Genomic DNA, 19,491 nt, shown 5'->3' with positions numbered 1-19,491 from the left:
GCCAGATGATACACTGTGACTATTTTATTGTCAATGAGAATTAGAATAAAACAGCACTTAATTATTTTGTTTTTTTATAACAACTTGTTGAAATTTCATTATTTATTCTGCCAAATTTTACTGAAACCATGCCACATTCAGCCGTGTTGTAGACAGCAATTTTTTGCCTCTTAAAAGTACTTAAAGTTTGTTGATGTGGAAAATGATAGCGATTATCAAAACCTGAGGAAATGACAGCATAATGGGGTGCCACTTGCTCAATAAACGCCGGGGAAGAAGAGGTTTTAGAGCCATGATGAGGCACGAGTAGAACCGCTGAGCGAAGCTGATTCCCATAAGTGTCAATCAAATAGTCCTCCGCTAATTTTTCAATATCCCCAGTTAATAATACTTTTCCGGCTGCATTTTCTATTTGTAAGACACAGGAACTATTATTTTTATTTCTAAATTGTTTGCTAATTGCTAAAAATCGAAAACTAACTTGATCCCATTGCCATGCCGGATAGCGATGGCAAGGCTTACCGCGGTGATAAAACGATACCTTATCCACTAAAAGATCGGCAATAGGGAATTTTTCTTCGAGTGAGGCTAAGCCACCCCGATGATCTAAATCTGGATGGCTAATAATTACTTTATCAATTTTATTAATACCCAAAGTATTAAGATAGGGAATAATGGCAAGCTTTCCCATATCTCCGCCTTGGTAAAATTTCATTCCCGTATCATAAATTAACCTATGGTTTGCAGTATTCACTACCACAGCTAAGCCCTGCCCTACATCTAAGATATCAATCTTTACCTCACCCGATTTGATTTTTAGATGACCAGGGAAAAGACTAGAAAAAAATAAAACGATTAGTGCAGGAAAAATAGCTTTAATAGGTAGAAAAAGAATAATTAACATCAACAACATGAGAGCGAGTGGTGGTAATAATTCAGTGTAAGAAAAATCCAAATTAAGCGCTGAAAAAGAATCAACCCACTGTAAAAAACAGAGCAACCCCTCCGTTGCTTTTTTAAGAGGAAAGACTAGAAAATGTAAATTAAAGCAATGTAGCAAAAACAAACTAATTAAAGCCAAGGGTACAATAATTAAACCGACCCAAGGAATAGCTAATAAATTAGCCAGTAAACCATTCACAGCCCCATAAGAAAACCAATATAAACTGAGCGGCATTAGCCCAATTAAACAAGCTAACTGAATAGAGATGGCCTTCTTAAGCTTGTTCCCCGACACTCGTTGATTAATCAAAATTAAAATAGCAACAGCAACAAATGATAAATAAAATCCGGGCAGTAATACCGCGTGGGGCTCATAGACTAGCACCGCTAGCAAACCATAGCGCCAAGCTTGCCAAACGCTGAATCGGCAGTTTAAAAAATTTCGTAATAATAGAAAAAAACAAGCTAACAACGAACGCTGAGACGGTGGAGCAAAACCAGCGAGTAAGGCATAAACAAACCCCATAAACAAACCTGCCGCTGTGGCTATTTTAGCTGCGGGACAAAATAAAGAGAGACGACTGGAACGAGACCATAACCACCTCATCAACCAATAACTAAATCCTACAATTAAACCAATATGTGAACCGGAAATAACCATGAGATGAGTAGTACCTGTGCGCCGAAACAGATCCCAGTGCAACTTATCAATATGAGTAGTCAGGCCCAATGTTAATGCTTGTAAAATACCTAATACAGGGGGGTCGGGGACGGCTTGTGCAAAAGTTGAAGCCAGTTTCTCACGAAAAATTAGCAAAGGTTGAGGCTTGCTTATTAGTGGATACAATTTGAGGTGATGTTTAATATACCCTGTCCAGTGAATATGACGCGCGCTTAATCCGCCAACGAAATCGAAATGGCCAGGGTTAGCTAGATTTTCAGGCTTTTTTAACTTTGCTTCGAAAGACCAGGTTTGGCCTACTTTGAACGCAGGACAATGCTGATAGCAGGACATTAAAATCACAGCATTGACTTTTTTGCCATCTAATTGGTTAGCCGAAAATTCAAATTGAGTTTTTTTAAAATTACTGACGGGCAGTGAAGTGATTGTGCCTTTTAATTTGCCTTTTGGTATAACAGGAACTTCAGGCATACCTCGATCCGCAACCCACCAAAGATGCATCGCTCCCCAGAACAGAGCCAGCAAAAATGCTAGAGGCGTTGAATATCTAGGTCGTAAAAACAAACTAATAGCAAGCATTATCAAGGGATAAAACGATTTTGTATAAACAAAAGCCATCCCTGCAAAAAAACAGAGAATTTCCATATATTGTGTTGGACTTAGCAAAGTGATTTTAGAATACAGTAAGTTTAATTCGCAGGCAATTTATTTGAATCTTTAGAAAACGCTAGAAATATCAATCAGATTACAATAGGATAAGCGAATCTCAGGTGAAATGGATGTTTCTCTATGATTATTGCTGCGTTAAATGAGAATAGTTCGAATGAAACTCGTGTTGCAATCACACCCAATGCAATAAAACATTATCTAAAATTGGGGCTTGAAGTCGTTTGTGAAAAAAACGCCGGCCATGCCTCAGGGTTTAGTGATGCAGATTATGAAGCTGCTGGTGCTAAAATTGCCAATCGCAAATCCCTATTACAAAAAGCGAACATTTTGGTTTGTGTGAGTGAGCCCTCCGCTTCCGATTTAAAAGATTTAGCCCCTGGAGCGCTCATTATTGCGCCTATCGATAATAACATAGAGGGTGAATTACTTACCTGGGGTTGTAAAGAAAAAATGAGCATTTTTTCGATGAACCTTATTCCCAGAATTAGTCGAGCTCAAAGTATGGATAGCCTTTCCTCTCAAGCCAACCTTGCTGGTTATCGCGCAGTTCTTGAGGCTGTAGTTCATTACAATCGGGCTATCCCTATGATGATGACAGCTGCCGGTATGATTCAACCTGCAAAAGCACTGATCCTTGGTGCTGGAGTGGCTGGCTTACAAGCCATTGCTACAGCAAAACGTTTAGGAGCCGTTGTCTATGCCTTTGACGTGCGCCGCGCAGCAAAAGAACAGGTTGAAAGCTTAGGCGCTGAGTTTATCGAAGTAGGCGATGACCAAGATAATGAAACCAGTGGCGGCTATGCGAGCGAGACCAGTGAGGAGTACAAACACCAACAAGCCAAATTGATTGATCAATACGCGGCGCAATCTGACCTTGTTATTTCCACAGCTTTAATTCCGGGTCGACAAGCACCTATCTTATTGACTAAGAAAACTGTAGAGAAAATGAAGCCCGGCTCCGTCATTGTTGATTTGGCAACTGCTCGCGGCGGTAACTGCGAGCTAAGTCAGCACAATAAAATTGTCAAAGAGGGCGAGGTGACCATAGTAGGTAATGGCAACATAGCCGGGCTCATCCCCGCAACAGCAAGTGAACTTTATGCGAATAACCTCGTGCATCTCATTACGCTGTTAGTCGGTCCCTCTTCCGAGCTTGTGTTTAATAAAGAAGATGAAATTATTAAACATGCCCTGCTCTGCTATGAGGGTAATTATTTACCATTCCAAGAAGCTAAGGAAACGCTATGACTAGTATCGAGACTCTAGGAAATCCTTATGTTGCTATTTTAACAATTTTCGTACTTGCTTGTTTTGTAGGTTACTACGTGGTTTGGAAAGTAACGCCTGCTTTGCATACTCCCTTGATGTCGGTAACCAATGCAATCTCAAGTATCATCATTTTAGGTGCTTTAATTGCTACAGGCACCCAATTTATAGGTCCTATCACCTATTTAGGAGGTCTCGCAATTTTTATTACCGCTATTAATATTTTTGGTGGTTTTGTGGTAACACAAAGAATGTTACGCATGTATAAAAAATAAATTTGGCAAGACCTTGGACCTTACCTGTTATAGGACGAATATCACATGACCTCATCAGTTCCCTTTTTATACCTTATAGCTGCAATCTGTTTTATTTTAGCGCTCAAGGGACTTGCCAGTCCTTCCTCTTCACGAAGGGGTAATTTATTGGGTATCTGTGGTATGGCGCTTGCCATTGTTTCCACTTTAATGATGTCCTCTATAAACCATCATTGGCTATTAATCATTCTTATTCTTGCAGGCGGTGCGCTTGGAACCTTCATAGCGCTTAAAATTAATATGACGGCAATTCCACAACTAGTCGCAGGATTCCACTCGCTGGTTGGTCTTGCTGCTGTATTAGTCGCTTTTTGTGCCTTTTTATCACCTAATTCTTTTCATATAGGGACTCCTGGAGATATCAAAACGGCAAGCCTTATTGAAATGAGTCTTGGATTGATTATTGGGGCGATTACTTTTTCTGGCTCTATCATCGCCTTTTTGAAATTACAAGGCTGGATGACGGGTCAACCTATTCGTTTCGGTGGACAAAAGGTAGTTAATTTGTTGATAGGATTAGCTATTTTAGCTTTACTCATTTTCTTTGTTCTAAAACAATCTCTCTCTGTTTTTAGTCTTCTTGCTGCACTATCCTTTTTAATCGGATTCTTGCTGATTGTTCCCATCGGCGGCGCTGACATGCCCGTTGTTATCTCCATGTTAAACTCTTATTCTGGATGGGCTGCTGCAGGTATTGGATTTACTTTAAGCAACCATTTGCTCGTTATCACCGGTGCTTTAGTGGGTGCAAGCGGGGCCATCTTGAGTTACATCATGTGCGTAGGGATGAATCGCTCCATCTTTAATGTCATTTTTGGAGGCATACAAGCATCGGGCGCGGCAGGTAGTAGTAGCCATCATGAAAATCAACAAGTTAGACAAGCGAATGGCGAAGACGCTGCCTTTTTACTTTCTAATGCGAAAGACGTCATTATTGTTCCCGGTTATGGTATGGCTGTGGCGCATGCTCAACATGCCGTGAAAGAATTAGTGGATGCCTTAGAGAAGCGCTCGATTCGTGTCCGTTTTGCTATTCACCCTGTTGCTGGTCGTATGCCAGGACATATGAACGTGCTATTGGCTGAGGCCAATATTCCTTATGATCGGGTCTTTGAGCAGAGTGAAATTAATCGTGATTTTGCTACGGCCGATGTTGCCTTTGTTATCGGTGCAAATGACATTACTAATCCGGCGGCGAAGACAGACCCGAGCTCTCCTATCTATGGAATGCCGGTTCTTGAGGTTGAGAAAACCAAAACTATTTTGTTTGTAAAAAGAAGTCTTTCCCCTGGATATGCCGGTGTAGAAAATGATTTGTTCTACCACGATAATACCTATATGCTTTTCGGCGATGCGAAAATAATGACTGAATCAATTGCCAAAGCATTAGCAGAAATTTAATTAGGCTTTGATGAAGTAAACGCTTGCTTCATCAAAGTATCTATTAATCTCAGTCTAAAATACTTAGAGATAAGCTAATAAGAGAATGCTCTTTAAAAAACACTCATTGCCTTAGGTATAAAATAACGGTATCTTAACTCCTGATTTTTAACTAGGAGATTTTAATGCTGCGAAAAATTGGCTATAGTTTGTTGTGCGCAGGTTCACTATTCTGCACAAACGTGCTGGCAATGACCTACAATCTTATGCCCGGACCCGGAGCAAGCTTTGAATATAAGCTTCTTGCTAATAGCCCCATCATGGTTGGGAATCCTTATTATCACAAAATGACCGCAACTTGTACTATTTTCAGCGAAGATGAGAGTAATGACATTGTTGTTGAAATGGTTCTTAAATCAAGCAAAGTAAACAATGAAACGGTCAATAGTGGAGAGCCTCCTCGAACCTTTAACATAGCATCTGGATCCAAACTTATTCTCGAGGCTGATGGTAGAGCAGTAGTAAAACTACTTAATAAAGGCCCAAGCGACATTACTGCAAAGTGTACAATTTAATGTAATAGCTCTTGCTCACACTGAGTAAGTTATCTCGAGCAAAGCGTATGTCAATTTTGTATGTGTTAGATATTTCGCTATGCTCGGGATTGACGTAGGGGGCCCAGGATCTCCGATTACCACACCCTGGAATGATGTACGCTAAATATCAATGCTCTCGCGTTGCTGAAAACTGAATTTTAGGATAGCGCTCTTGGGCCATCGTTAAATTCACTCTGGTAGGCGCTAAATACATCAGAGTATCACTTCCATCTAGAGCCAGATAATCATGCGCTTTGATACGAAATTCGCTCATTGCTTTATCATCCTCAGCATAAACCCAACGTGCGCAACTGACATTAACCGCCTCATAAATGCAATCCACTTTGTACTCATGCTGTAATCGATGAGCAACAACATCAAACTGCAAAACCCCTACTGCACCGAGTATTAATTGATTACTATTCAATGGTCTAAATACTTGGGTTGCCCCCTCTTCAGACAATTCAATTAATCCTTTAAGTAATGCCTTACTTTTTAGTGGATCTTTTAAACGAACCAAGCGGAAAAGCTCCGGTGCGAAATTTGGGATACCAGTAAATTTTAAAATTTCTCCTTGAGTAAAAGTATCACCGATACGAATAGTGCCATGGTTGTGGAGACCAATGATGTCACCCGCCATTGCCATTTCTGCATGGGAGCGATCGCCTGCCATGAAAGTAAGCGCATTAGCAATTTGAACTTCCTTGCCTAGGCGTAGATGGTTTAATTTCATTCCCTTTTTAAACGTTCCAGAACAGATGCGTAAAAAAGCGATGCGATCACGGTGTTTGGGGTCCATATTTGCTTGAATTTTAAAGACAAAACCACTAAATGCATCTTCGCCTGGACTCACTTGACGTTCAAGTGCAGCTCGTGACAGTGGTCCTGGTGCATATTCAGCAAAATCATCTAATAATTCTTTAATACCAAAATTATTAATCGCCGAGCCAAAATAGACTGGAGTCATCTTTCCAGATAAATAATCTTCAAGCTTAAATTCATGAGAGGCCCCCTTGACTAGCTCAATCTCGTCACGTAATTCTTGTGCAACATCACCAAGCAAAGCATCCAATTCAGGATTAGCTATACCTTTGATTTGTGTTGCTTCCTGCTTCTGTGCATTTTTACCGGCTTGATAGAGGTAAACAGTATCTTGGTAAAGATGATAAATTCCTTTAAACCGTTTTCCCATGCCTATTGGCCAAGTCACGGGGGCACATTGAATACCTAACACTGTTTCCACTTCGTCTAATAAACTAATAGGCTCACGACCTTCACGATCTAATTTATTGATAAAAGTCATAATCGGTGTGTCACGCAAACGACAAACTTCCATCAACTTAACCGTCCTCTCCTCAACCCCCTTTGCCACATCGATTACCATCAGAGCAGAATCAACAGCCGTTAGAGTACGATAAGTATCCTCAGAGAAATCTTCGTGCCCTGGGGTATCAAGTAAATTCATGACATGCTGGTTATGAACAAACTGCATCACAGAAGTCGTGATAGAAATCCCTCGCTCTTTCTCCATTTCCATCCAATCAGAAGTAGCATGCCGATCGGCTTTACGCCCTTTCACCGTCCCCGCAAGCTGAATTGCACCTCCGAATAGCAACAATTTTTCCGTAACGGTAGTTTTACCGGCATCGGGATGCGAAATAATAGCGAACGTTCGCCGCTTATTGAAATCCTGGTAAAAATCAGACATAAACAAACCTATGATGAATTAGATCATGCATTTTAAGGGAAATGACAGGAACAGACAATTTTGTTTCGTAATTAGTATAGACGTGTATGAGATTCATCGTATGAAAAAGATTGACATGAACCCCGCGGTGAAGCCGGCGTTGTTGCATGTCAATGAATCACGAATCCTGCTCAATCAACTCAAGCTCTTCCTGTCCACACTCAAAATAATCTGCAACCTTCGCGCTAGTCACAGCAGATAAACTCTCTGGTTGCCAATGTGGATTTTTATCTTTATCAACGAGTAATGCTCTCACCCCTTCATAGAAATCTGAATCCTTCATGAATTGACTTACTAAGCAATAATCCATTTTTACACAATCTCCCATTGATAAGGATTTTGCTTTTTGAATTTGTGCTAAGGTCACTTTTAAACTGAGTGGCGCTTTTTGTTCTAAGTTTTGCAAAATAGATTTTGCCCAGTCATCCCCTCGATTTTGCAGCGCAGCAATAATTTTCTCTACAGTTTCTCCTGAAAAACAGGGTTTAATTTTTGCTTTATCATTATCGATCGCTGCCTCAGTAATTGGCACTGCAAATTGTTGCAAACAGGCGTTAACTTGCTGATGTGCATTAGATGATAAATCCGATTTAATAAGGCTAGCTAAGAGGCTTGGAAGTTGCTCAGAGTGAATGACCTGATTTACTAAACCCACTGAATAAGCATCTTTGGCATTTAAGCGATTGCCAGTTAATCCTAAATAAATGCCAATTTGCTCTGGACAACGTGCGAGCAAATAACTCGCACCGATATCAGGGAAAAAACCAATTCCCGTCTCTGGCATAGCAAAAATAAAGCGCTCTGTAGCCACTGGATGGGAACCATGGAGGGAAATCCCTACTCCGCCCCCCATCGTTATCCCATCCATCAGGGAAATATAAGGCTTAGGATAATGATGAATATAATGGTTTAAACGATATTCATGCCAAAAAAACTGCATTTGTTCAGGATTTTTGGCTAATCCTGCTTCGTAGAGCCAGCGCACATCACCACCAGCGCAAAAGGCTTTGCCCCCTTCACCTTGCACTACAATCGCCTGAATTCGGGCATCAGATCGCCATAGCTGTAATTGCTGCTGAAAAGCTTTAATCATGGGCAAGTTAAGCGCATTGAGAGCTTGAGCACGTTTTAAGGTGACTAATCCTATCTGACCTTCTTGCCTGAAAGCGATATCTGCTGTCATCACCTATTCCCCTTTAAACTCTGCTTTGCGCTTAGCTAAAAATGCAGAGACGCCCTCTTTTTTATCTTCGCTGGCACAGACTTTAGCGAAATGAACAGCTTCTAAATGTAGCGCATCGGTTAAAGACAGATCATAACCGCGATCAATAACTTCCATAACACTAGCAATCGCTAAAGGCGCCATCGAAAGAATGCCTTTTAAAATTTGCTTTCCATGCTCTAGCAGGTTTTCAGGAGCAACGACTTCGCTGACTAATCCCCACTTCAGAGCCGTTTCAGCATCGATAAATCGACCTGTTAAACAGAGATCCATCGCGCGTCCTTTACCTATTAATCGTGCCAAGCGTTGTGTACCGCCATAACCAGGAATTACCCCCAGTTTTACTTCAGGTTGACCAAATTGAGCGCTAGTAGCAGCAATACGCATGGTTGCGGCAATCGATAGTTCACAGCCACCGCCAAAGGCAAAGCCATTAATTGCTGCAAGGGAAGGTTTACCCATCATTTCTAATTTTCTAAAAATAGCTTGCCCTTGGCAGGCAAATTGGTAGCCCGTTTCTGCATTACATTCGGCAAGACGGGAAATATCAGCTCCCGCGCAAAAGGCTTTGCCTGAACCAGTCAGCAACAAGGCCTTAACCTTGCGATTATCTTTAGCCGAGTCAAAAATTTCATCTAGGGCATGCAACACTTCAGTGCTTAGGGCATTTAGTTTTTCGGGGCGATTTAGAGTGAGCGTTAAGATGCCGTCACTATCTAAATCTTGTTCGATAAAATTCATTTAAAACTCCTGTTAATCAATAAAATATTCATCATCCAAACTTGCTTTAGCAACAATTTCCCGCATGATTTCATTAGTGCCTTCTAAAATTTGATGGACTCTAAGATCGCGGAATAAGCGTTCAATTTGATAATCGTGGAGATATCCATAACCGCCGTGTAATTGCATCGCTTTATCAGAGATGCGAAAAGCCACATCGGTTGCCAAGCGTTTAGCCATTGCACAATACATCGGCGCTTGGGAATCATCTTTATCTAAAGCATCAGCGGCACGATAGACCATCAATCGGGCTGCTTCAAAATCAGTTAGCATATCGGCGAAATAAAAGCGTAAGGCTTGTATTTTGGATAAAGGTTTGCCAAATTGGATTCGCTCTTGAAGGTATTTTTGCGTAAGACGCAGACAAGCGGTGGCTCCGCCTAAAGAACAGGACGCAATATTAACACGCCCACCATTCAATGCGTTTAAAGCGATTTTAAATCCCATCCCCTCCTCACCGACTCGATTACTCACAGGGACACGGCAATTTTCAAAATAGACCATACAGGTGGGCTGACTTCGCCATCCCATTTTCTTTTCCAATTTGCCAAAGCTCAACCCTGGCATATCTTTTTCAACCAATAAACAAGATATGCCATGATGCGAATCATCCCCTGTTCTCACCATGCACAAATAAATATCACTGACACTACCGCCTGAAATAAACGATTTTGCCCCATTCAAAATATAATAATCACCTTCGCGGACCGCACGACTTTTCAAGGAAGCTGCATCGGAGCCGGAGTCAGGTTCAGTGAGGCAATAACTGGCTAACGCTTCTAGTGAAGCAATACGAGGGCCCCATTTTTTACGTAGATGTTCATTAGCGTAGTGATCAATTAAGGAGACAACCATATTGTGGATTGAAAGATAAGCACTAGTTGTAATGCAACCTGCTGCGAGCTGCTCAAAAATAATTGCAGCATCAAGACGTTTTAGATTCGACCCGCCGATATCCTCAGAAGAGACGATCCCTCCCATCCCAAGACTTCCTGCCTCGCGCAAAATATCAACTGGAAAATAACTATTTTCATCCCATTTTTCAGCATTAGGCGCCAATTTATTGCGTGCAAATTCTGCAGCCATGTCTCGAAAAGCAATATGCTCTTCACTCAATTTGAAATCCATAACCTTCTTCCATTTATTCTTAAACACTAGCGAACTTAGGTTCTAACATAACTTAATTATCACTATCCCTACAATACTTATGATGTTTTTTTAAAAGATGCTATTATTGCCGCTCTCCTAGCAAAATTAGGTAGAAGACTTTAGGTGTAACTGACTAAAAATAAAAAGAAAAGCACATGGAAACTGTAATACATCCTCAAGCTAGCCACAACAAAACTAATCGTATTTTGAAGGATTATTTCGGCTTCGATTCGTTCCGCAGCCCTCAGGCAGACATCATTGATCAACTCGTTGACGGCAATGACGTCTTAGTCCTTATGCCGACTGGTGGGGGAAAATCACTTTGTTACCAAATTCCAGCTTTAGTACGTCATGGTGTTGCTATTGTGGTTTCACCCTTAATTGCATTGATGGAAGATCAGGTTGCCGCACTCAAATTACAGGGTATTCGTGCTGCTTATTATAATTCCTCACTGAAAAGTGACGAAGCAAGACAGGTATTGACTAAGCTGCATAACAACGAGCTCGACTTACTGTACATCGCGCCGGAACGTTTATTAAGCCAAGCTTTTCTTGAACGTTTACAGGAATGCGAACTTTCTTTATTTGCTATCGATGAAGCCCATTGTATTTCCCAATGGGGTCACGATTTTCGCCCTGAATATGCGGCCTTGGGTTTATTAAAAACTCATTTTCCTACGATTCCAGTGATTGCGCTCACAGCGACGGCTGATCAGCAAACACGCCAAGACATCGTTAAGAAATTAAATTATCAGCCCAAAGAATTCATTGCTTCTTTCAATCGACCTAATATTCATTACAGTGTCATTATTAAAAATAATCCGATTAAACAATTAAATGAGTTTCTACTCGGCCAAAATCAACAATCGGGTATTGTTTATTGTGGTACACGCAATAGTGTGGAACGTTTAGCGTTGAAATTACAAGAATTAGGCTATCGCGCTAGAGCCTATCATGCCGGCCTTGCACACAGTGAACGCCGAGAGGTGCAATCTTTATTTCGTTATGATCACATTGATATTGTTGTAGCCACTATTGCCTTTGGGATGGGTATTGATAAACCGAATGTGCGCTTTGTGGTTCACTATGATTTACCTAAAACCATTGAAAGTTATTATCAAGAAACCGGAAGAGCCGGACGAGATGGCTTACCGGCCCTTGCTTTGCTTCTCTATGATCCCGCAGATAGTGGCAGACTACGCGGTTGGATAGCAACTACTTCTAGTGAGGCCCAACAGCGTATCGAAACCAACAAATTAAATCATATGCTGGCTTTTGCTGAAGCCACGCATTGTCGCCGGCAAATCTTGCTTCGCTATTTTGATGAGCAATCTGATCAAAGCTGCAATAAATGCGATATCTGCGACAATCCGCCGCAAACAATTGATGCTACGCAAGATGCGCAAAAATTTCTATCCTGTATTTACCGCCTACGCCAAAGTTACGGCATGACTCATGTCATTGATGTGCTGCGTGGAAGCACTTCAGAGAAAATCCAACAAGCTAGGCATGAGCAATTGAGTACTTTTGCCATTGGTAAAGACAAAACAGCTAGTTACTGGAAACAATTAGGTTGGCAATTAATTCATCGGGATTATTGCTATCAAGATATTAACCGTTTTAATGTCTTGTGCTTAACTAAAAAAGCCGTTGCTGTGCTTAAAGGAGAAGAAAAAGTCTCTCTGACTTTACCTAAACCAGAATTAAAAACTAAAAACACTAAAGTAAAAGAACGAAATTCCCTAACCAATACTGAGGAACCTTTATTCGAAGCGCTACGCGCCCTACGCCGAAAATTAGCTGAAGAAGAAAATAAACCGCCGTTTATGATCTTTAGTGATACAACGTTACATCAAATGGTGAAAGACAAACCCCAGACTCTCGATGAGTTATTAGATATTTCTGGAGTAGGTCAGCACAAATTGAGTCACTATGGATTGCATTTTTTAAAAGTGCTGCGCGAGTCAGTGGAAATAGACTAATGAGCGTGACAACCCACTTTTAAATGTACTTGGTAATATTTACTCTTGGAGCCTTCAATGAATCCGCGAGTTTGGAGAACCTCATACCAATCCAATTTACCATGAAGTTTGGCGGCTGTTGCGATCGCGTTATTAATTGCTTCCTCAATTCCCTCTTCCGAAGTACCTACCAGCTCCACAATTTGATAAACACGATTGTTCATTTCTTCTCCTTGAAATTTACATACTTAAGTCCCTAAGTGAATTTTAGTGTAGACGAAAAATTGCCGGTTGGCACGAATTAATTAATGGGATCTTGATTATGCTTGCCGTTACCGACCCAAGTAGGTTCTGTAATTAAGCGAAACTTCCGCTAAAAATAATCAATCCAAAACCGCATCAATGCAGTTACAGCCTGTGGGGCTTCCATGGGACTCATATGCCCAGAACCTTCGATAATAGCTAATTTTGCATGCGGAATCTTATGCGCCAATTCTAAATGTGCTTCTAAGGAAAAAACAAGATCATGCTGAGCATGAATCACCATGGTTGGCATTGTTAATTGAGGAAGAATAGAAACAGTTTCTCTCCGGGTTAATAATGCTTTTTCTTGGTTAAGAAAAGACTTTTCCCCAACACTTAGAAACATGGCAAGCACTTCTTTTCTTAACTCCGAACAATAAACATAGCGCTCAGCGATTTCTTGGGCTAAGCACTGAAATTTTCCCTGTGCGACCCTCTCCATCATAGCAAGTCGATCTTTTCTTTTTTCAAGTGGATCCGCTCTAGCAGAAGTATTCAATAAACATAATTTTGCAATTCGCTCCGGTGCGGCTTTCGCTAATTCTAAAGCGAGCCAACCGCCCATTGAATGCCCGGCTAAAATAAACCGACCTTTCACGGTTTCAAGGACCATTGATAACAAATCCTCCATACTATCCTGGGCGATTAGGGGAATAACCTGGCAATGAACTAAGTCACTTAGATGCTTAACTTGATGAGACCAGACTTTCTCATTAGATAAAACACCGGGTAAAAGGACAAGCGTTTCTTGTAACATAAGCACCATCCTTGCTCAAAAAATACTCCATTAATCGGCATGATTTTTGAATTAGTTTTCTAATCATAACTGTGTATAAGGATTTTAAAAATGAAAACAAAGCATCGCTTTGGAAAATTTATTCCTTTAATTCTTTATACTTGTATTTCAATTTACTATAGTGCGGCAGGACTATTTTAACTATATTGTTGTCATCCCTGGCTGCAAGCAGCCAGGCTACATTTGCTAAGAGCCAAATTTATTTAGTATTAAAAATAGTAATATTTCCATGTGAATCATTAATCTTTTTTGGATTAGAGCTCTCCATTTTAAGCGATCTTTCTAAAATGTCTGTTTCTAATTGTACTAATACAGTTTCGTAGGTTAAGGGATTAATGAAGGTAATTACTTTATAAACATCTTCCCACTCTCGATGATGTGAGGCATAGGTAAAAACATAGCGTACGTAGGTTGTTTGTCCCGGCTCTAAAAAGCAAGCATCTCCCGATTGAGCATTTTCAGGCAGACAAGCTTTGGGGCCTTTATCAGGTGCATTGTCAAATTTGATGTAGCCTCGATTCGCAAAAATTCTTGATGAATCGACAATAGCCCAGGTGTAATTTGATTGGTTTGTTATTTTTCTATCGAAGGAGGCAAAACTAATACCAGGCAGCATTAGAACAATAGCAACAAGGAGAAGTTTATTAAACATAAGGAGCAAGTGGTTATTTATTGAGCAATAATAATAAGATTTTTCCATGCCAAATTCAATAGTACTTTCATAAATTACAACAGTTCGTTAATTAATCAGGGAGACATTAGTTTCTGCTGCGCTTTAGCGATAGCCTTTCTCAGTAACAGAGCTTCTTCCGATTGTTCCGGGGCTAGTTTAAGCAATTGCTGCCAATAATCGATAGCTAATTGATAATTTTTTTCGGTAAAAGCATCCATCGCTAGCATGGCCAAAGCATCGGGTTGGTTTGGATCTTTCTGTAACAAATTCTTTAATAGCGTCCTAATCTGCCCATTAAACTGTTGTTGATTTAATTGCAAAAGGCTTTGAGCATAATTGATTAGCGTGATTTCATTCTCAGGTTTTAATTCCAGTGCTTTTAAAAAAGCATCGCGTGCTTCAAGCCATTGGCCTTGGCTCGCATACAATCGCCCTAGTAGATACCATCCTCGTTCACTGCTTGGATCTTGCTTAAGCCGAGCCCTCATGCGCTCAACTAATTCTGCAGGGCTTTTAATCGTCTGCAATACAGCTTGAACTTGCTGCTGTGTGGCTTCTCGATGTTGATTTTCCTGCCAGGCTGGCCACGCACCCCAGCGCCAATAAGCAAAGGATGAAAAGATAACAAGCACCGGAACCACAACAACTATCAACAGCTTAGTGTTCCGCAAAGGATATAAAGCCAAAGGTAAAGCAAATAAACCCAATACGATAAAACTAATTAATAACCACCATTCATTCATGAGAACTTCGCTTTATACAGGTATGCCAGAAAATTAATAAACCTAAAAATAAAAACAAGGAGGGCCCAAACCACAGCAAAGCAGTCAAAGGCTTAACCGGTGGGTTAAATAAAATAAAATCACCATAACGACTCGTTAAATAGCTGATGATTTCGCCATCGCTCTTTCCTTGTTTGACCAAATCATAAACCTGTTCGCGCAGATCTTTAGCTAAACCCGCATTAGAATCCGCTAAATCTTGATTCTGACAGACCAGGCAACGTAATTCTTTGAGTAAATGAGCAAACTGTGCATCCTGTTTTGCCGTTGCCAGTGGATAAATCGTATTAGCTGAGGCTAAGGGCATCAACAAAAAAAAGCTAAGAATTAATAAACAAGCTTTCATGCTTCACCTTCCATTTGTTTGATCCGCGGTAGAAAATCAGAATTCCAAGTTTTTTCATCCAAAATCCCAATATGTCGATAACGGATAATTCCTTTTTTATCGATAAGAAAAGTTTCTGGTGCACCATACACACCTAGATCAATAGCTACCTTACCTTCTTTATCCTCGCCCACTGCTTGATAGGGATTACCCCATTCTTTTAACCAGCGTTGGGCGTTTTCTGTCTTGTCTTTATAATTTATACCGTAAATCGGAACCGCTTCTCGCGAAAGTCGCATTAAGAATACCTGCTCATCGACACAAGCTTCGCACCAGCTCGCCCAGATATTTAACACGGCGACTCGACCTTTCATCACTTGTGGGGTAAATAGCTCGCCATTGTCCAAGGCCGGCAGTTGAAAAGAGGGTAAAGTTTTACCTAATTGTGCAGAGGGTAATTTTCTCGGTTCCAAGGACAAACCACGCCAGAGAAAAAAAACTAGGAAGGCAAAGATTGTGAAGGGAATTAAACGCCAATAAAGAGCTTTCATGCCTTGACCTCTTGTCCATACTCTGTGGCCTGTTTTTGCCGGGCCCGATAGTAGCGTCTATCGGTAAGAGCCAAGATTCCTCCCGCTAAAATCATAAAACCTCCGCCCCAAATCCAACGCACAAAGGGTTTAAAATAAACCCGAACTGACCAAGCTTTATCGTCGAGAGGCTCACCAAGAGCGACATAAATATCACGAAAAGGATTTACATCAATCGCAGATTCCGTCATTGCCATTTGTCCAACATTATAAATACGTTTTTCTGGATAAATCACCGTTTCTTTATCATGACGCTTAATTAAAAATTGGGTTTGGGTCCCGCGATAATTTGCACCCACTAATGGCGATTCATTGATAAATGAAATATTGTAACCGGCCAAATTAACCCTATCACCGGGAGCCATTTTCACATCATCTTGTATACCATAACCGGTTGATACTGCAATACCAATCACCGTTACAGCAACACCGCAGTGGGCAAGCACCATGCCCCAAAATGCCTGGCCTAGGTTGAGGAGTCCACGCTGTTTAGTGCGTGTTAACACTAATTTAAAAGTGCTCAATATAACCCAAAACGCCAACATCAAACCCAGCAAGCTGTAGCCATTAATCGTTTGTTTTAGGGCAATTAATAATAAAACAGGAACTAGGATACTCAGCAAAAAGACCTTACTCAGTTTAATAGCAATTTTCTGCAGGCTATCACGTTGCCAATTTAGATGGACACCTATCCCCATTAAAATTAACAAGGGGATCATCAACGGCACAAATACGGAATTAAAATACGGCGCACCTACTGATAATTTACCTAAACCTAAACCATCGATAAGGAGTGGATAAACGGTACCCATCAATACAGTTAACATAATTACTGCGAGGAAAACATTATTTAGAAGTAAGGCACTCTCACGTGAAAAAACGGAGGGATTCTCAATGCGCTGCAAGGTTTGTGCGCGTAAAGCGAACAATAACAATGAACCGCCAATGACAGTGAGTAGAAAACAAAGAATATAAAGGCCGCGCTGAGGATCAACTGCAAAGGCATGAACTGAAGTTAAAACACCTGAACGAACTAAAAAAGTCCCTACCAAACTTAAAGAAAAAGCGGTAATAGCCAGCAACATCGTCCAGGCTTTGAATTGCTGCCGCTGCTCACTGACTGCCAGCGAATGCAATAAAGCCGTGCCCACCAGCCAAGGCATAAAAGAAGCATTTTCTACAGGATCCCAAAACCACCAGCCTCCCCAGCCTAATTCGCGATAAGCCCACCAACTTCCAAGGGTAATGCCTGCGGTTAAACAACACCAGGCAGCTAACGTCCAAGGTCTAGTCCATTTTGCCCAAGCAGACTCAACTTTTCCCACCCAAAGCGCCGCAATTGCAAAAGCAAAAGCGACGGAAAAGCCAACATAACCCATATAAAGCATGGGGGGATGGAATAAAAATCCCGGATCTTGTAACAAAGGATTTAAGTCCCGCCCCTGTGTTTGCTCTAATTGAAATTGGCGAATGAAGGGATTTGAAGTGCTAAGCAGAAAAAGAATAAAACCAATACTAAGTAACCCTAAAACAACTAATACACGAGCACGCATTGCTTTATCTAAGGATGAGCTAAAAAAGCTAATAGCTAACATCCAAAAACTTAAAATGGCGACCCATAGCAGCATAGAGCCTTCATGCCCCCCCCAAACAGCGCAAAGCTTATAAAACCAAGGCAGTGAGACGCTTGAGTTCGTTAAAACATAAACGACAGAGAAATCATTATTTAAAAAACAAAGGGTTAAAGAACAGTAAGCTAAAGCGACAAAAATAAATTGGCCGCAAACATAAAGAGGGGCCGCGTTAATCCACTCGTCCTTTTTAAGCCATAAACCGAGCGTTGGCAGAATAGCCAATAAGGAGGCAAACAATAGGGCCAATATTAATGAAAATAAACCAATTTCAGCGATCATTTGCTTTTTTTGCTCCCGATTGCACCGATTTTGCCAAAGCATCTTTGACCTCAGGCGGCATATAATTCGCATCATGTTTTGCCAACACTTCTTTGGCAGTGAAATGCTGGTTATCACTTAATTCACCAAGAGCAACAATGCCCTGCCCCTCCCGAAAGAGATCAGGTAAAATGCCACGATAATGCACCGTTACTGTTTGTTTGTAATCAGTCAATTTAAATTGAACGGACAAATCGCCGCCACGCACTATACTGTTTTTTACAACCATGCCGCCTAAACGAATTGAATGTTTATTGGCTGCTTCGCCTTTCACGACTTGGCTAGGTGTGTAGAATAAATTTATGTTTTGCCCTAAAGCATAGAGGACAAGACTGGTCACTAAGGTCAATACGAAAAGAATAAACAACAAGACTAGCATTTTTCGCTTGCGGACAGGATTCATCTATTGCCTCTTAAACCATTGTTGCAATTTTTTCCGTGTCCTTTCGCGTTGGTATTTAATATTCAGCAAATTCATTAGAAACACCAGGCCAACCAATCCATAAGCCGACCAAATATAAGTGGAATAGCCTCCCATCGCTAGCCATTGCTGGAACTGACTCATATTTCCCCTCTTTCTACGAGATCTTTTACCCAATTTTGCCTGCGTTCACGCTCCAGCACTTCAGTGCGCGCTTTATGCAGCATAAGCCAAACACAATAAAGTGAAAAACCCACAAGAGTTAGCAATAAAGGATATAACATGGAACCAGCAATTTTGGGTTTAGCAAAAACGGACAACGTGGCACCCTGATGCAGCGAATTCCACCAATACACCGAATAATGAATAATAGGTAAATCGACTAAGCCAACCAAGGTTAGAATTGCTAAAATCTTGTCGCCCTGTTCTTTATTTTGAAAGGCGCCTTTCGTTGCAAGTATGGCTAAATATAAAAGTAATAAGATAAGTTCCGAAGTGAGACGAGCATCCCAGACCCACCAGGTTCCCCACATGGGTTTACCCCAAATAGATCCTGTCACCAAAGCAAGAAAAGCCATCGAGGCACCCAGTTGCGCTGCGATTCCGAGCATCATTCCTGCCATTTTGATGCCCCAAACTAATAACAGTAAGGCTAAAAATCCCATCCAACCATAAATCGCCATCGATAGAAAAGCACTGGGAACATGCACATAAATAATACGGAAAGCATCGCCTTGTTGATAATCAGGCGGCGCAAACACTAAACCCCAAATTATACCAATCGTGAGCAAAAAAAGAGCGCTAAAACCTAACCAACTCAACCAAGGTTTTGTCAATCGGTAAAATGCTTTAGGCGAAGCCATTTGATATAAAAATTTCCACATAGGGGTAGTTCGAATTACAAAATGCGGGATTTTATCATGCATCAGAATAGATTGACA

20 protein-coding genes are annotated in these 19,491 nt (G+C 41.0%); 5 read left to right on the top strand and 15 right to left on the bottom strand.

Going from position 1 to position 19,491, the window contains the following annotated elements; all coding sequences use genetic code 11:
- Nucleotides 1-61: 61 nt before the first annotated feature.
- Nucleotides 62-2,269 (bottom strand): DNA internalization-related competence protein ComEC/Rec2, encoded by a 2,208-nt coding sequence (locus Lnau_RS04955; protein WP_065240246.1) that lies wholly within the window; start codon nt 2,267-2,269, stop codon nt 62-64.
- Between the two features lie 144 nt (nt 2,270-2,413).
- Here Lnau_RS04955 and Lnau_RS04950 point away from each other — a divergent pair, with 144 nt between their 5' ends.
- The 4 genes from Lnau_RS04950 (at nt 2,414) to Lnau_RS04935 (ending at nt 5,828) form a co-directional block, all read left to right on the top strand.
- On the top strand, nt 2,414-3,541 hold the full coding sequence (locus Lnau_RS04950) for a Re/Si-specific NAD(P)(+) transhydrogenase subunit alpha (RefSeq protein WP_058504035.1): 1,128 nt from the start codon (nt 2,414-2,416) through the stop codon (nt 3,539-3,541).
- Nucleotides 3,538-3,834 (top strand): proton-translocating transhydrogenase family protein, encoded by a 297-nt coding sequence (locus Lnau_RS04945; RefSeq protein ID WP_058504034.1) that lies wholly within the window; start codon nt 3,538-3,540, stop codon nt 3,832-3,834. Before Lnau_RS04950 ends, Lnau_RS04945 begins: the two co-directional genes overlap by 4 nt.
- 45 nt (nt 3,835-3,879) lie before the next feature.
- Nucleotides 3,880-5,274, top strand: a complete 1,395-nt coding sequence (locus tag Lnau_RS04940) for an NAD(P)(+) transhydrogenase (Re/Si-specific) subunit beta (protein ID WP_058504033.1) — start codon at nt 3,880-3,882, stop codon at nt 5,272-5,274.
- Nucleotides 5,275-5,438: 164 nt separating this feature from the next.
- Complete coding sequence (locus Lnau_RS04935; RefSeq protein WP_058504032.1) at nt 5,439-5,828, top strand: hypothetical protein; 390 nt, start codon at nt 5,439-5,441, stop codon at nt 5,826-5,828.
- A 148-nt stretch (nt 5,829-5,976) separates the two neighbouring features.
- Here the strand turns inward: Lnau_RS04935 and Lnau_RS04930 are convergent, their stop codons facing one another.
- From Lnau_RS04930 to Lnau_RS04915, 4 genes are all read right to left on the bottom strand, one after another.
- Nucleotides 5,977-7,557, bottom strand: coding sequence for a peptide chain release factor 3 (locus Lnau_RS04930; protein WP_058504031.1), 1,581 nt, complete (start codon nt 7,555-7,557; stop codon nt 5,977-5,979).
- Between the two features lie 157 nt (nt 7,558-7,714).
- Entirely contained in the window at nt 7,715-8,779 is a 1,065-nt protein-coding gene (locus Lnau_RS04925) for an enoyl-CoA hydratase/isomerase family protein (protein WP_058504030.1), read from the bottom strand.
- A gap of 3 nt (nt 8,780-8,782) precedes the next feature.
- Complete coding sequence (locus Lnau_RS04920) at nt 8,783-9,559, bottom strand: enoyl-CoA hydratase/isomerase family protein (RefSeq protein ID WP_058504029.1); 777 nt, start codon at nt 9,557-9,559, stop codon at nt 8,783-8,785.
- A 12-nt stretch (nt 9,560-9,571) separates the two neighbouring features.
- A complete protein-coding gene (locus tag Lnau_RS04915; protein WP_058504028.1) occupies nt 9,572-10,726 on the bottom strand; it encodes an acyl-CoA dehydrogenase family protein in 1,155 nt (384 codons plus the stop codon).
- A gap of 176 nt (nt 10,727-10,902) precedes the next feature.
- Here Lnau_RS04915 and recQ point away from each other — a divergent pair, with 176 nt between their 5' ends.
- Nucleotides 10,903-12,729, top strand: coding sequence for a DNA helicase RecQ (recQ, locus tag Lnau_RS04910; RefSeq protein ID WP_058504027.1), 1,827 nt, complete (start codon nt 10,903-10,905; stop codon nt 12,727-12,729).
- Here recQ and Lnau_RS04905 read toward each other — a convergent pair.
- From Lnau_RS04905 to ccmC, 10 genes are all read right to left on the bottom strand, one after another.
- A complete protein-coding gene (locus Lnau_RS04905; RefSeq protein ID WP_058504026.1) occupies nt 12,726-12,932 on the bottom strand; it encodes a dodecin in 207 nt (68 codons plus the stop codon). The genes recQ and Lnau_RS04905 overlap by 4 nt on opposite strands.
- A gap of 149 nt (nt 12,933-13,081) precedes the next feature.
- Entirely contained in the window at nt 13,082-13,768 is a 687-nt protein-coding gene (locus Lnau_RS04900; protein WP_058504025.1) for an alpha/beta fold hydrolase, read from the bottom strand.
- A 238-nt stretch (nt 13,769-14,006) separates the two neighbouring features.
- On the bottom strand, nt 14,007-14,507 hold the full coding sequence (locus tag Lnau_RS04895; RefSeq protein WP_058504024.1) for a hypothetical protein: 501 nt from the start codon (nt 14,505-14,507) through the stop codon (nt 14,007-14,009).
- 47 nt (nt 14,508-14,554) lie between these two features.
- Nucleotides 14,555-15,223: a tetratricopeptide repeat protein gene (locus tag Lnau_RS04890; protein WP_058504023.1), complete on the bottom strand. Its 669-nt coding sequence runs from the start codon at nt 15,221-15,223 to the stop codon at nt 14,555-14,557.
- On the bottom strand, nt 15,216-15,608 hold the full coding sequence (locus Lnau_RS04885; protein WP_058504022.1) for a cytochrome c-type biogenesis protein: 393 nt from the start codon (nt 15,606-15,608) through the stop codon (nt 15,216-15,218). Before Lnau_RS04885 ends, Lnau_RS04890 begins: the two co-directional genes overlap by 8 nt.
- Nucleotides 15,605-16,138 carry a DsbE family thiol:disulfide interchange protein gene (locus tag Lnau_RS04880; protein WP_058504021.1) on the bottom strand — a complete coding sequence of 178 codons (534 nt, stop codon included), beginning with the start codon at nt 16,136-16,138 and terminating at the stop codon, nt 15,605-15,607. The genes Lnau_RS04885 and Lnau_RS04880 overlap by 4 nt, the downstream gene beginning before the upstream one ends.
- On the bottom strand, nt 16,135-18,090 hold the full coding sequence (locus Lnau_RS04875) for a heme lyase CcmF/NrfE family subunit (protein ID WP_058504020.1): 1,956 nt from the start codon (nt 18,088-18,090) through the stop codon (nt 16,135-16,137). The genes Lnau_RS04880 and Lnau_RS04875 overlap by 4 nt, the downstream gene beginning before the upstream one ends.
- Nucleotides 18,080-18,532, bottom strand: a complete 453-nt coding sequence (gene ccmE, locus Lnau_RS04870; RefSeq protein WP_058504019.1) for a cytochrome c maturation protein CcmE — start codon at nt 18,530-18,532, stop codon at nt 18,080-18,082. The genes Lnau_RS04875 and ccmE overlap by 11 nt, the downstream gene beginning before the upstream one ends.
- Nucleotides 18,533-18,667: a heme exporter protein CcmD gene (gene ccmD, locus Lnau_RS04865; protein WP_238585950.1), complete on the bottom strand. Its 135-nt coding sequence runs from the start codon at nt 18,665-18,667 to the stop codon at nt 18,533-18,535.
- Nucleotides 18,668-18,690: 23 nt separating this feature from the next.
- On the bottom strand, nt 18,691-19,434 hold the full coding sequence (gene ccmC / locus Lnau_RS04860) for a heme ABC transporter permease CcmC (RefSeq protein ID WP_058504818.1): 744 nt from the start codon (nt 19,432-19,434) through the stop codon (nt 18,691-18,693).
- Nucleotides 19,435-19,491 lie beyond the last annotated feature (57 nt).

The organism is Legionella nautarum, assembly GCF_001467895.1.
Classification (GTDB): domain Bacteria; phylum Pseudomonadota; class Gammaproteobacteria; order Legionellales; family Legionellaceae; genus Tatlockia; species Tatlockia nautarum.
The sequence above is the reverse complement of the archived record's forward strand: the minus strand, read 5'-3'. Positions and strand labels throughout refer to the sequence as shown.

Bases quoted from the DNA above. Each gene is read 5' to 3' on its own strand.
- Lnau_RS04955 (WP_065240246.1), bottom strand. From the start codon at position 2,269: ATGGAAATTCTCTGTTTTTTTGCAGGGATGGCTTTTGTTTATACAAAA.
- Lnau_RS04950 (WP_058504035.1), top strand. From the start codon at position 2,414: ATGATTATTGCTGCGTTAAATGAGAATAGTTCGAATGAAACTCGTGTT.
- Lnau_RS04945 (WP_058504034.1), top strand. From the start codon at position 3,538: ATGACTAGTATCGAGACTCTAGGAAATCCTTATGTTGCTATTTTAACA.
- Lnau_RS04940 (WP_058504033.1), top strand. From the start codon at position 3,880: ATGACCTCATCAGTTCCCTTTTTATACCTTATAGCTGCAATCTGTTTT.
- Lnau_RS04935 (WP_058504032.1), top strand. From the start codon at position 5,439: ATGCTGCGAAAAATTGGCTATAGTTTGTTGTGCGCAGGTTCACTATTC.
- Lnau_RS04930 (WP_058504031.1), bottom strand. From the start codon at position 7,557: ATGTCTGATTTTTACCAGGATTTCAATAAGCGGCGAACGTTCGCTATT.
- Lnau_RS04925 (WP_058504030.1), bottom strand. From the start codon at position 8,779: ATGACAGCAGATATCGCTTTCAGGCAAGAAGGTCAGATAGGATTAGTC.
- Lnau_RS04920 (WP_058504029.1), bottom strand. From the start codon at position 9,559: ATGAATTTTATCGAACAAGATTTAGATAGTGACGGCATCTTAACGCTC.
- Lnau_RS04915 (WP_058504028.1), bottom strand. From the start codon at position 10,726: ATGGATTTCAAATTGAGTGAAGAGCATATTGCTTTTCGAGACATGGCT.
- recQ (WP_058504027.1), top strand. From the start codon at position 10,903: ATGGAAACTGTAATACATCCTCAAGCTAGCCACAACAAAACTAATCGT.
- Lnau_RS04905 (WP_058504026.1), bottom strand. From the start codon at position 12,932: ATGAACAATCGTGTTTATCAAATTGTGGAGCTGGTAGGTACTTCGGAA.
- Lnau_RS04900 (WP_058504025.1), bottom strand. From the start codon at position 13,768: ATGTTACAAGAAACGCTTGTCCTTTTACCCGGTGTTTTATCTAATGAG.
- Lnau_RS04895 (WP_058504024.1), bottom strand. From the start codon at position 14,507: ATGGAAAAATCTTATTATTATTGCTCAATAAATAACCACTTGCTCCTT.
- Lnau_RS04890 (WP_058504023.1), bottom strand. From the start codon at position 15,223: ATGAATGAATGGTGGTTATTAATTAGTTTTATCGTATTGGGTTTATTT.
- Lnau_RS04885 (WP_058504022.1), bottom strand. From the start codon at position 15,608: ATGAAAGCTTGTTTATTAATTCTTAGCTTTTTTTTGTTGATGCCCTTA.
- Lnau_RS04880 (WP_058504021.1), bottom strand. From the start codon at position 16,138: ATGAAAGCTCTTTATTGGCGTTTAATTCCCTTCACAATCTTTGCCTTC.
- Lnau_RS04875 (WP_058504020.1), bottom strand. From the start codon at position 18,090: ATGATCGCTGAAATTGGTTTATTTTCATTAATATTGGCCCTATTGTTT.
- ccmE (WP_058504019.1), bottom strand. From the start codon at position 18,532: ATGAATCCTGTCCGCAAGCGAAAAATGCTAGTCTTGTTGTTTATTCTT.
- ccmD (WP_238585950.1), bottom strand. From the start codon at position 18,667: ATGGGAGGCTATTCCACTTATATTTGGTCGGCTTATGGATTGGTTGGC.
- ccmC (WP_058504818.1), bottom strand. From the start codon at position 19,434: ATGTGGAAATTTTTATATCAAATGGCTTCGCCTAAAGCATTTTACCGA.